The sequence below is a fragment of the Paenibacillus sp. Paensp38 genome (assembly GCF_059491915.1).
Genome location: NZ_CP168516.1, coordinates 3,025,013 through 3,038,074 on the forward strand (window position 1 = coordinate 3,025,013; position 13,062 = coordinate 3,038,074).

Below are 13,062 nucleotides of genomic sequence, written 5' to 3' on the forward strand. Positions count from 1 at the left end.
GCCAATATCCTCTCTACAGAACACGATCACTTTCTTCCACATTGCGGGTATACGTATCCGAATCCCGTAAACTCACGAATGGTGTAATCTCCCCTATGCTATAAATATGCAGCAAATGCATCGCTCGCGTACAGGCGGTGTAGAACAACTTACGCTCACTCTCACGCTGGTATTGTTTCGCTGATCCGTCATAAATCAGGACCGCATCGAATTCCACGCCTTTTGCCAGGTAGGCTGGAATGATATGAATCCCCTTTTCAAAAGCGGGGGTTGTTTTCTTAATTAATTTTGGCTTCACTGACAGCTGTCCTTCCAGCGCTTCGTAGGCTGCCGCGCTTTCGTCAGCATTTTTACAGATCACCGCGATGGACTCATAGCCTTCTGCCAACAATTCAGTGACATTCCCAGCTATCCGTTGATGCAACTTTTCACGTGAACGCACCTCGGTTACCAGAGGCTTCTCACCCTTACGGTTAAACGGTACAATGTGCTCTCCCCCAGCGACCATCCCCCGGGTAAATTCCACAATCTCCTGTGTCGAGCGATAGCTGCGTGTCAGGGAAATCATCTCGGTCTGGTCTGCTCCATACAGGTCATACAATGGTTCTGCATCCTGAAGCACCGAGGCATGGGCATAGATGGCCTGATTAAAATCACCCAGTGCCGTCATTTTAGCCTGTGGAAACAAACGCTTGAAGAACGCCAGTTGGAATGGGGAATAGTCCTGTGCCTCATCAATAAACACGTGACGGATGTTGCTATTGGAACGAAAGCCCAGCATCAGCTCACGCAAATATAAAAAGGGCGTCACATCCTCATACGCTAACTCCCCAGCCTGAATTCGTTGCAGGGTTTGCCGACTAATTTCACTCCAGCTGACGGGCAGCTCTGCATGATTCGCCAGTTGGCTCAACAATGCCTCATTCATAAACAGCTCGCTGTAGAGCCGGGTCGTATCTACGAAGCGAAGCGCCTTAATCCATTTGCGCAGAGGCTTTAAGCGGTCACTGACCACCATACGCGCCAATATTTCTCTTTCACGTGCAAAATCGTCGAAAGTATCGCCCTTATTCTTGGATTTACGGCGCATACGGTTATAGGCACGCTGATAATCCTCCGGCTCCATCAGATCCATCTGTTGATCCACCCATGGAGCGGAGCATTCCTCCTTACCAAAGCGGGCCAGCTCTTTAAGCATCCAATCCCGCAGCAGTTCCAATCGATTCGCCAGTCGCACCGTAGAGTCGAATTCATAAAACTTGCGTGCCATCTGCTCTACTGAAACCACCTCACGTCCCTGAAAGCGGATGGGTTTAAAACGCATGCCCTCCTGCTCCAAATACGCCTTGTAGCCTGTAATCACATGTAGGAACGTCTTAGACGATTTAAAACGGATACCTTCCATCCTGGCTTCATACCCAGGCAGTAACGACGCTGAAAGCACATATTCCAGCTGTTCAAATGGATCTTCTAACTGAAACTCCCGGCCCAAACGCCGCTCCAAATATTCCTGAAACGTGGCCTGAAGCATATTTTCCTCACCTAATTCAGGCAATACTGTCGATACATAACTGTTAAACATCGGATTAGGCGAAAATAACACGACCTGATCCGCTCGTAAGCGATCCCGGTACTTATACAGCAAATACGCTACTCTCTGAAGCGCAGCAGAGGTTTTGCCACTTCCTGCCGCTCCCTGAACAATAAGCATACGGCTTCGGTCATCACGGATAATGCGATTCTGCTCCCTTTGGATGGTAGCGACAATACTTTTCATTTGGGCATCCGAGCTGCGGCTCAATACGGCTTGAAGAAGTTCGTCTCCAATCGTCACCCCTGTATCGAACATAAAACGAATTTGTCCATCACGGATCGAGAATTGACGCTTAAGCGTGAGCTCTCCATCCATCTCCCCTGCCGGAGTTTTATAAGAAGCGGGACCCGGCATGTTATCGTAATAAAGATTGGAAATAGGCGCGCGCCAGTCATAGATCAGAAATTCCTCATCTTGATTATCAAGCAGGGAGGCAATCCCCAGATAAACACGTTCCGCAGTCTGCCCTTCCTCAGCAAAATCAATGCGTGCAAAATACGGTGAATCAAGCAACTTTTTCAAACGACCTAACGCCTCAGTGGAATGCTTGTGTCTTCGTTCCCGCTCAGACAAAATCTCAGACTGCTGACGCAAACTGGTGGACGTCTCGCCCACATCATCCGCCTCACTGAAATTGATCGTTACCTCATCCCAGAAGTCTTTACGCATATCGACGACATCTCCGCGCACAGAACCAACCTCTGTCTCTAGCTTCCGAATACGCCCGCTAATTACTGCGGTCACATCTTCTACTCTTCGTTGTTCTTCATTCCATTGCTGTTCAGTAGTCACTGGCATCGCTCCTGTTCCGTTTCCTCCTGCTCCACGCAGGGCTCCTTTGCGTACAAACTATGCTCTATTATGGACCCGGACATACCCGCGGCATCCCCCTGCTCCGGGAAAATTGACTAATCCTTTGAAGCATGCTATAATGTAAAAAGAAGTGTAACTCACAATTTATGCATATGGTTTTACCATAAAACAGAGCATTCTCTATTGTAGCAAGTTCAGTCCCTGTTCGCAACCAGCGGGCTTTTTTTGTGCGTTCTGGCAACCTTCTATTAACCTGTTCTGACATACTTGAATTCATTACATAAAAAAGCGACCGTTCATCTGATTGATGAATGCGGTCGCTTTTCTTTTAGGAAATTCGCCTATCTGCTCTCTTCCACAGGATGAATATGATCGGCCAATCTGCTCAACCTCTCCAGCTGATGACCATAGTCGTACATGGCCGCAGCCACAATAGAAAGCCGCAGCATTCCTTCCTGACAATGGTCAAAACGTGTAATCGCATGCTTCATAAATTCGCCGTTCGCCTGCTGGAACAATTCACTTTCGTCCTCATTCGGTTTTAGCTTATTTTCGAATTTCAGTAGAGCGTGCTCGTGAAAACGAATCAGCAACTCCAGGTGACTGTCAAAAAAAGCATCCGTTCCCTTTGGCCGTAAAGACTGGAAGTAGTGCCTTTCCACCGCATCCAGTACCTCATATCCTTTGTGTAAACTTCCGAGCATTTGTTTGTATACTACCATTTGTCTCGTTTGACTAAACTTGGAGCGCTTGAGCTTCTTCTGCTCTTCCTCGAACAAATGATATTTGTCCGAAAGCGATTTAATGGCTCCCTCTAGATTTCCTTTTTCCTCTTTAAAGACAGACTCCTTAATCTCATCGGAAATAGCAGTACGCAGCAGCAAGGACATGCTGTTAAAGACATTTTGAATCTGATTAATAAACTGCCTTTTCGGTTTCGGGGGAAAAACGCTAACATTGATGACAAAAGCAGACACAATTCCAATCAAAGTGAGCGCAAATCGAGTCACCGCAAATTTCCAGTCCCCTGAGGCTTCCATTACAGAAACAACGGTCACGAGTGTCAATCCAACCGTATCAGCCATATTTATTTTCAGACATATCATAAGTACCAATACACATACGAGTCCGACTGCAATCGGCTCATTCGAAAATACCATTCCGCCCAGCAATGCCATGATTGCACCTAGTGTGCTTGTTTGGAGTTGATCCAAGAAATAACGCCACGACCTATATATCGACGGTTGCATGGCAAAAATAGCGGCTATCGCTGCCCCCACAGGCGAATGGGTGTTCAAAAGCGTGCTCAGAAAAAGGGCGAGCGTCACTGCAATTCCCGTTTTCAACACCCGTGCTCCAAAAGCCAAAGCCATCCCTCCTGCTTACCTTTCAAATTTATTCATACCGAATTACTATAATGAAAATTCAATGTAAAGTCCATGCTTTATTATTACCCAAAACAAGCGAAGATCAGGAATATTTATGAAATGTACAGTTCCTGATAGAATACATATCAACAGAATTAACTTATTTGCAACAACGTCACAGGAGGAACTCATCGTGTCATGGATTAGCAAAATGTTAGAAGAGCCCCGAAAGTGGCCACGCAATATCCGATTGTTTTTTATGGCCAATCTGCTGTACCAGATGGGTACAGGAATGTTTTCTGTGCTGTACAATCTGTATATCCAAAAGCTTGGCTTTGACGATGATATGAACGGCCAAGTGGTCAGCATGCAGGCGCTGGCGACGGCGTTGCTGTTCATTCCGGTCGGATTTTTGGGGGATCGGATAAGCCGCAAAAATATGCTGGTCATCGGTGCATTATTCAGCGGCCTGGCCTTTCTCGCCCGTACCTTTACAGATACCAGCGGAAGCATGTTGGTATTTGCCGTAATCTCAGGTGTATTCGCTGCCTTTATTCAGGTGCTGGCCGTGCCTTTTTTAGCAGAAAGCATAAGCAAAGCCCAACGTTTAAAAATATTCAGCTATTACTCAGCTCTTGTACTGGCAGCCCAAGTCCTGGGCAGCTTCGGGGGTGGCGCACTCGCAGATGGGCTGCAGACGTGGGGAATCACACCGCTATCCAGTCTGCGGGTTGCTCTGTTCCTTGGAGGAATGGCAACATTGACTGCTTTTATTCCTCTATTGTTCATCACAAAAACTACGGCTAACTTAGAAGCACCCGTTCCTGCCGAATCTTCACCTCAAACAGAACAAGTACAGACGCCGTACAGTACATCCGATATCCCTGCCTCGGAGACACCTACTGCTTCTTCTGATCGCCGGGTTATTGGACAATTTGTTCTGGCCCAGTTTTTTCTTGGACTGGGTTCAGGTCTGGTCATCCCGTATCTTAATTTGTATTTTACGAACCGCTTCTCCGTATCGCTCAGCGCAATGAGTTTACTGATTGCACTCGGCCAGCTCATGACCATCCTCTCCATGTTGATCGGACCTACCCTCGGCAGCCGAATTGGTCTGGTCAGAGCTGTAGTTGGCTTCCAACTGCTTTCGCTACCGTTCCTTCTCATTACAGGCTTTACGAACGTGCTATGGATCGCTTCGATCAGCTTTCTATTCAGGCAAGCGCTCATGAATGCAGCTAATCCGCTGCAAACCGCCATTCTCGTCGAACGTGTGTCAGATAAAAATCGTGGCATTGCCAACTCCATTCTCCAGACGACCTGGATGCTAGGCACCGCAGGTATGGGACCTGTACAAGCCTATCTGGTTACAACTTATGGCAACTACTGGGGCTATGCCATCACATTTAGCATGACAGGTGTTTTCTATATTTTGTCCTCCCTCGTCTATTACAGGATGTTTCGAGAAAAGCGTCCGTCCGCGAACCAGCTTTTACAAAACCCGGCAGGCCCGTAAACAAAATCATGACACAATAAAAGCCGGAGCCTCCAAGCGGACTCCCTTGGAACGTCATAGGATAAATGAGAATGGCGGAGGAGGAATGAAGGCATGCTTCGAGTTGCATTATTTACGGACACGTATACGCCTGACGTGAATGGCGCTGCTCTGACCCTGGAACGATGGATTGGCTATCTGGAGACACATGGAGTATCTACGCTCGTCTTCGCACCGGAGGCAGACCATCATCTGCCCTCTGGGCCGGGTGTAGAGCGATTTCGAAGTATTCCCTTTTTGTTGTACCGGGAATGCAGACTTGCGATCCCCAACGCCAAACAGATCAACGAGCGTCTGTCAGCCTTTTCCCCGCATTTGATTCATGTCGCTACTCCGTTTAACCTTGGCCTGTATGGAACAAGCTACGCAGCCAAACACCATATTCCACTCGTTGCCTCATATCACACCCACTTTGATAAATACCTTGAATATTACAAGCTTCGCTGGCTTGAACCTGCGTTATGGAAATACATGCTCTGGTTTCATAGACATTGCGAAAGGGTATATGTCCCCTCTCAATCAACCATGGAATTGTTGCGCAATAAAGGAATGGGGCAGCTCGAAATCTGGAGCAGAGGCATTGATACCGACCGATTTCAACCAAAGGTGGACCGTCATGCAGTATGGAAGAAATGGGACGTTCATGCAGATGCATTTGTTATTTTGTATGTGGGCAGGCTTGCACCAGAAAAGGGGATAGACACGTTACTGGATTCCTACCTCCAGTTACCTGACGACGTCCGCGCAGCCTCTGTGCTGGTCATTGCAGGAGATGGTCCATTATATAAGGTCAAAACTGCAGCGGATATAGGGGTGCCGGAGCATGCACTCCACTGGCTTGGTTTTGTGAAAGGGCCGGAATTAGCTGAACTCTACGCCGCAGCCGACGTATTTCTCTTCCCTTCCACCACGGAAACCTTCGGCAACGTAGTACTGGAGGCTATGGCGAGCGGTACACCTGTGGTCGGTGCCAATGAAGGCGGGGTAAAAGATAATCTAATCCATGGAAAAACGGGGCTATTGTGTCCGACTGGGGACGCCTCTGCCTTTGCCAAAGCTGTACACCTGTTGTATGAGGACGCCTCACTTCGCGATGCTATATCCAGAACTGGTAGAGCCTACAGTCTGGAGCAGACATGGGACCGTATTTTTGAACGGCTACTGGACAGCTACATGGACGCAGCGACCCTCCATCTTGACAGCCATCCCATGAGGCGAATGTAACTCTGAGGACTTCATAGCTACAGATGCTAAAGGGTGGTTAGAAAATGCTCCTTCACGCATTCTGTAACCACCCTTCATCAGCTTAACTATTTCCCCGTCTAACTACAATTGCAGATAAAAGAAGAAAAGCCTTTGCTAATACCTTAATTGTTTCAGCAGCTTGTTATGTACCCCACTCAACAAAATCACTGCGGTCAAAGCGCCGATGAACGCAAGAAGCATATCCCATTGGGTGTCCCATACATCCCCCTGTGTGCCCAGAAAAGCTTCTGCTGCTGTTCCCGTTGCCTTGGCTACAGCAAACTCAATCAACTCGTATACAGCGCTGATCGCAAGACACACACTAACCGTGAGGAAAGTGAGCCAGCTCCCGCTTCCCAAGGCCGTTTTACGCAACAGCACTTCCCTGACAATGAGTGCGGGTACAAAACCTTGTACAAAGTGCCCAAGTCGATCATAATAATTGCGCTCCAGTCCGAACGTGTCCCGAATCCAGTTGAACAGTGGCATTTCGGCATAGGTATAATGTCCGCCCACAATCAGGATCAATGCGTGCAGCCAGATTAGGGTATATACCAGATTGGTAAACCGAAATCTTCGGTATAGAGCCGCCAGCAGTACAGCTCCCAAAACCGCTGGGAGAACTTCCAGTACCCATGTAAAATAATCCGCCGGGCGAATCAAAGACCAAATGAGGGCAAGCGCCAGCAATACAAGTAAAACAAGCGGGTAGCGATCATTTTTAGACCATGCCGTTGCCTGGTTCATCGTCATTCCTCCTCAGCCCAAAGCTCTAGCCTTCGTTCGTTACGATATGTTTGACACGCCCAACCTGTCCGTCTGCCAAACGCACTTTGATTCCATGCGGATGACGTGGGGAATTGGTCAAAATATCTTTCACCGTTCCTCGCGTCAACTTACCGGTAGGCTGATCCTTTTTAAGTACAATATCTACCTGAAGACCAGCGCAGATGTCGGATCGATTCTGTCCGTTCATTGTAGCTATTCCTCCTTTGTTTTTATATTTATGATGATATTCAGCCACTCAGTTACAACAAAATCACCAACGACGCCATTCGTCCTGGCGGCTGTTCCCCATCCAGACTACGCACATCGTGGATACATAGCTGACGAGCAAAATAACGAATACCATCCCGCTAAACTCCACAAAATGAGTACGTTGCAAGGAGTCTGCCCATATGGAAGATACCTGTGCATACAGTTGAGAAGGCGCAGAAACAATATCCCATGTGTTCCCTCGAAAGAAACGGCCAATATAAATACCCAGGCTGCTCAACAAGAGTACCGCCATCATAAACAGCCAACTAACAAGCCCACCACGTGCACGTTGTACCAACTGTCGTACGGATTCAAGTGATACAAATCCCATTGTCAGACCAAGTATGGCTACCAGCAGCATCCCCAATACATGATTCCAAAAGTACGGATTTCCCCAGAAACGTTGCTCCCCGAGAAACGGATATCTGGCGAATACATGCAGCAAATCTGTGATCAAATAGGGTGTATTGGGATAAAAGAAAAGCCATGCCGCCCCCGTGACCCAGAGTAAAAAAGTCCTCGTTCCTCGCCTCCACGAGCTATACACTACATCAAGCAGCAGCGTCAACAGCATAGGAATCCAGGCCAGCATCATATTCCACCAAATAAAAAGATAAGGGCGGCCCCCTGAGGGCAGTCGCACGTTAATGATCCACAATGTACTGATTACGGAGCATAAGGCCAGTGTTAAAAAAACATAAAGTTTTACTGGATAATTTAACGATCTTAAACGGGCATACATACGTGTCTTTCCCTCCTTGTAACCGTCCTGCCTTCCTGACGTTCCAATTTACACCTGTTCTGGACAGTGTACACCACAATGGCTTCAAGCTCAATGGAAGCGCTCCACCTCTGCATAAATGAACTAAAAAGACATCTATTCTTTGGGAATCGACCCCATCCCGAAAAATAGATGCTTACTGTGTTTTAGACTTCACTCACAGGTAAAGGCGTAGCTCCGGTAGTTTTAATATTCGGGCAGCATGAATTAGCATAATACCGCTAACGGCATTATAAATTCCGTTGCTGCGCTCTGTCCATTCGCCATCTGTCGTCCGGGATGCACAATTCCCGCTTTTGCTCCGTACTGATGCGCATATTCCACAGATTGCACCAGCAGTTCTATCGCACGTTGTCGCTTGGTCTCATCGTCAAACCCGAGCAGAACGGAATTCGTGCTAATTCGGATCTGGTGTATGAGGAAATGTATTGTACACACTCGATATGCCGATTTTCCCCCGCTCAATCATAGGCTCAATCGTCGTTAGCATTTCCCGGGTAATGTTATAATTCAGCTCCACCCTGCTAAAGTCCAACTGACGGATTTCCTCTACAAGTTCTCGGCCGCCCATATGTTTTTTTATATTCCAACAGTTAGATGCTGAATAGATAAATTTCTTACAAATGATCTGTTATCACTCAGCTCCCAAGCCTTCTTTTGTTATGTATATGAACATTATGAAATCGCTCCACATATCACAAAAATAAATTTATATTATAAAAAAAAGCCTATCCATCATCTACTTAAAGACGGATAAGCTTTTACTGTTGTCTAACCTTGTATCCAATTGACTAATGAATGTACTGCCAATGTACCCGGCGCAGCTGCCACAAATGCTGATGAACCGTTGTGCAAAGCCAAAAATTCCACTGTTTTTGGAATACCGGGAGCCAGATCCAGATGGTTGTCGCTGAAAATACCTTCCTGCTCTGCCGATAGCCACACGTGTCGGGCAAGTACATCCGAACACAGCATGAATCTGCTAGCCTCGCTTCCCTGAATCTCTGTCACTTCAATTTTTGCCTGCGGTAAATCCATCTCTTTCGTGTCTGCAAAATAAATTTCACTGGAGATCACCTGTTCACCATTCTGCGTCAGACGCGCGACCAGCATATGCTCCGCACGGTTCAGGCCACTCAGCCATTTGTCGATAGGCAGTATATGTACAATTCCTGCACCACCTGCTGGTTGCTTTACCTTAACATTCTCTTCACGAACAGCCTGGCTGCTTCGGATATGCAAAAGCGTCAGCCGCAGCGTACCTGATATCGGCTCTAGTGTATCGTTGACCAGATGTAGTGCCTTATTCCCCTGTTCTGTATCTGTTGCACTCAACAACACATCGGCAAAGCTACGCTTAGCCGTATATTGGAGCGCTTTCCAACGACCAAAATAGTCCATACTCGACCAGGAGGCAACGGGCCAGCAATCATTCATTTGCCAGTATAATGTTCCCATGCAATAAGGCTTGTGACGACGATGCGCCTCTATAGCTGCTTTCATTGCTTCTGCCTGTAAAATTTGGCTCATGGGAAGAAAACTTGTAAAATCCTTTGGTTCTCGCATGTACCGCTCCATATATTCTTTAATCAGACGATTGCCCGCACCGTTCTTCTGATGTGCCAGCATCACCGCAGATTCCAGTTCCAAATCCTTCTCTTCCGCATAAGTACGAACGGACTTGTATTCAGGAAAAGACTGAAAACCATATTCACTCATAAAACGGCCCACATGTACATGATAATTCTCAAACGGCTCAGACGCGTGCCATACACCCCAATAATGAACATCACCTGCAGTTGAAGACCGATGGGCATGCTGATTCCGATCTCTCGTCAGGTCAATTAGCGGGGAGGAGGGCCAATATGCTGTCTGCGCTGACCAGGTGCGTACCGCCTCCGGTAGAATCCGATGAAAGAGCATTTCATAATCATTCCACAGGCGTTCCCGTTGCTCAGGTGTGTAGTTCTTTTTCCAGCCCCAGCCTCCATTCTCTTCATAATGCGCCCACGCAGAATCGATCTCATTGTTGCCGCACCATAAGGAAATACAGGGATGATTACGCAGCCGCTTGATATTGTCCTCGGCTTCCTGTGCCACATTGTCTATAAAATCTTCATCGCCTGGGTACATACTGCAAGCGAACATAAAATCTTGCCACACGAGCAAACCGTATTCATCACAAAGCTCATAAAATACGTCTTGCTCATATATACCGCCACCCCACACTCGCAACATATTCATATTCGAGGCGGCTGCGCTGGCAATTTCATACCGATATCGTTCCATCGTAACTTCAGTGACGAAGCTGTCATTCGGAATATGGTTAGCCCCTTTTGCAAACACCGGAATTCCGTTCAGCTCAAAATAAAAGCTCTCTCCTGCTGCATCCCGTTCCCGTACAAGACGGATGGAACGCAGTCCCGTTTTTACTGATTTTTCCGCGATTACAGCTCCTTGTTCTTGTTCCACTAATTCGGCCACAAACGTATATAGTTGCGGCTCCCCCAGTCCACGGCACCACCACAGCTTCGGCTTCTTCATCTCCAGCTCCAGCTCCACTGTCTGCTTCCCCTTCAGCAGCCGAACTGGCTTGGACCACACTTTGCCGTCAGCAGAAATACGCAACTCGGCATCTCTAATCTCATCTGCATTTTCGATCTCTACCACTGCCATGAGTTTAGCCCCTGCCGAACTCACTTCGTCCTGTCGAATAAACAAGTCTCTCACGATCAGACCGGACCAAGCCTCGATCCGAACCTCTCTCCAGATACCGCTCGTCACCAGCCTCGGTCCCCAATCCCAACCATAGTGGTAAGGAGCTTTACGTGCGAAAACGCTTACCTTTTTATCGGACAAACCACCGATCTCAGACTGATCATTGGGTGCAGGGAGTCCATAACCTAAGCTTTCCAGCTTGGGTACATCTTCAGCAATCGGAGAACGAAAACTGATTTCTAGCCGATTTTCCCCTTGCTGAACCAATGCCTTCACATCCTGTCTCCATACTCGAAACATATTATTGGCTGACAAGACAGATTGATCATTCACTTTTACATCTGCGTATGTGTCCAGACCTTCCAACACCAACTCTACACATTGACATTGAAGCTGATCTGCATTTATCTCAAAATGGGCTTCATATATCCAATCCTGCTTATCAATCCACTGTACCTCCATCTCGTTCATACCCATAAACGGATCAGGAATTTTGCCATGTCGTAAAAGATCGGTATGCACACAACCCGGCACTTTCGCGCTGAGCCACTCATCACTTTGTGCTTCTCTAAACCTCCAGCCATCCAACCCTATCACATTAACCATCGTCACAAGCCTCCCTATAAGCATGATTGGGAACATCTGGATTCGTCAGTAACATAACAAAAATAACATTAAGCTAACAAAGTAGTCAATCGTTTTTTTGGAACAAGTGACAAAATACAAAATAAAAGTCGCCCTCTGCCCCAAACAGGCTAAAAGCGACCTCCTTTGTCTTCACGATGTATGGTGTCACACACGTATCTGGACATTAACTATATGTGATTGTGCTGATGGGACGCTCACGGTCATCATTTTCCCGACTGATCCGGGGTGCATGAACTTCCCGTATGAATAGCTCAGCATGTAGCAACTTTTTCTCGACAGGCGAGTTCGGGTTCGTTATGCGCCACAACAATTGGTCCACTGCACGCATTCCCAGCAATTCCTTATCCACTCTCACCGTGGCATAAATTGGCATTTGTTCATTCGTATCGTCAAACCCGGTCACTCCGCAACGCCTCGGAACGTCAATCCCCTTTTCTTTCAGCACATCCACGACCTGCGCAGCAGTCACATCATTAGCACATACAAAAACCTCAGGCAGTTTGTCCTCAGACAACTTGTCCATTTCCTCAGCAAGCGCCTGCGCTCCTCCGTGAAGAAGGGCTTTATTTTGTCGCAATTCTACTCCGCTCATTTCCAGTGTAGAACGACAAGCTTCCCAGCGTTCGTAGAAACTGTGAGCGTCATCAATATGACCCACAAACTGAAAGCGGGTATAGCCCCTACACAGCAAATCCTTCATTAATTCACTCATGCATGTGCGATTATCTGTAAACACCGTATCACTTAAAAATGCAGAATCCCAATGATCTACCATGACGACCGGAATACCCATCCGATAAATGTTCAGCAACAACGAAGTTGAAATTGTCCCTACTGTGATAATCCCTTTAATCGCCTCCGGGTTCAGTAGAGAAAACATATCCTCAGTCGAGGGCTCCGTTAACGTGATCATATCCATCCCCTTACGGTTCAGACGCTCGGAAATCCCTTCAAATACAGGTCCCCAGTACCTGGATTCCCTGTTCTGGTGCCGAATATTTGGAAATAACACCAGCACCGTACCCGACCATTCTCTGGCATCTGTGTCCCGAGGCTCTATCCCAGTCATTTTGGGATGACTGCGAAAATAGCCCATCTGGGCAGCAAGCTTAACCAGCAGCGCCCTCGTCTCTTCACTTACACCGGGTTTGCCTGACAGTGCACGCGAAACAGCAAACTTTGAAACACCCGCCGCATCCGCAATTTCCTGTAATGTTACTTTTCCACGCATCTCCTCACCCAACCCTATTCGAAATCTTTTTCTACCTTAGTCTTCTAAATATACAGGTATGCCTATAAACTG

The 13,062-nt window shown here is 47.4% G+C and carries 9 protein-coding genes and 1 pseudogene; 2 read left to right on the plus strand and 8 right to left on the minus strand.

The window, feature by feature from the left end; translation table 11 throughout:
- Nucleotides 1-13 precede the first annotated feature (13 nt).
- Both helD and ACEN8J_RS13060 read right to left on the minus strand, forming a co-directional pair.
- Nucleotides 14-2,392: an RNA polymerase recycling motor HelD gene (gene helD / locus ACEN8J_RS13055; RefSeq protein WP_340885046.1), complete on the minus strand. Its 2,379-nt coding sequence runs from the start codon at nt 2,390-2,392 to the stop codon at nt 14-16.
- Between the two features lie 356 nt (nt 2,393-2,748).
- Nucleotides 2,749-3,780: an FUSC family protein gene (locus tag ACEN8J_RS13060; protein WP_175405266.1), complete on the minus strand. Its 1,032-nt coding sequence runs from the start codon at nt 3,778-3,780 to the stop codon at nt 2,749-2,751.
- A 187-nt stretch (nt 3,781-3,967) separates the two neighbouring features.
- Between ACEN8J_RS13060 and ACEN8J_RS13065 the strand changes: the two genes are divergently transcribed.
- Nucleotides 3,968-5,290 carry an MFS transporter gene (locus tag ACEN8J_RS13065; RefSeq protein WP_165147710.1) on the plus strand — a complete coding sequence of 441 codons (1,323 nt, stop codon included), beginning with the start codon at nt 3,968-3,970 and terminating at the stop codon, nt 5,288-5,290.
- Nucleotides 5,291-5,383: 93 nt separating this feature from the next.
- On the plus strand, nt 5,384-6,553 hold the full coding sequence (locus ACEN8J_RS13070; protein ID WP_495593558.1) for a glycosyltransferase family 4 protein: 1,170 nt from the start codon (nt 5,384-5,386) through the stop codon (nt 6,551-6,553).
- Between the two features lie 135 nt (nt 6,554-6,688).
- On the opposite strand, the gene ACEN8J_RS13075 is transcribed toward ACEN8J_RS13070, so the two are convergent.
- The 6 genes and pseudogenes from ACEN8J_RS13075 to ACEN8J_RS13100 form a co-directional block, all read right to left on the minus strand.
- Nucleotides 6,689-7,321, minus strand: a complete 633-nt coding sequence (locus ACEN8J_RS13075) for a DUF2238 domain-containing protein (protein ID WP_025721732.1) — start codon at nt 7,319-7,321, stop codon at nt 6,689-6,691.
- A 25-nt stretch (nt 7,322-7,346) separates the two neighbouring features.
- Nucleotides 7,347-7,550, minus strand: a complete 204-nt coding sequence (locus ACEN8J_RS13080; protein ID WP_069011361.1) for a YwbE family protein — start codon at nt 7,548-7,550, stop codon at nt 7,347-7,349.
- A 63-nt stretch (nt 7,551-7,613) separates the two neighbouring features.
- Nucleotides 7,614-8,354 (minus strand): DUF1361 domain-containing protein, encoded by a 741-nt coding sequence (locus ACEN8J_RS13085; protein ID WP_029516768.1) that lies wholly within the window; start codon nt 8,352-8,354, stop codon nt 7,614-7,616.
- 312 nt (nt 8,355-8,666) lie between these two features.
- A pseudogene (locus ACEN8J_RS13090) lies at nt 8,667-8,964 on the minus strand (sugar phosphate isomerase/epimerase); the annotation flags it as partial.
- Between the two features lie 200 nt (nt 8,965-9,164).
- The gene (locus ACEN8J_RS13095; protein WP_483594385.1) at nt 9,165-11,717 is read right to left on the minus strand and encodes a beta-mannosidase; all 2,553 of its coding nucleotides are present in this window, start codon (nt 11,715-11,717) and stop codon (nt 9,165-9,167) included.
- Nucleotides 11,718-11,922: 205 nt separating this feature from the next.
- Nucleotides 11,923-12,990, minus strand: coding sequence for a LacI family DNA-binding transcriptional regulator (locus ACEN8J_RS13100; RefSeq protein WP_039270191.1), 1,068 nt, complete (start codon nt 12,988-12,990; stop codon nt 11,923-11,925).
- Between the last annotated feature and the right edge of the window lie 72 nt (nt 12,991-13,062).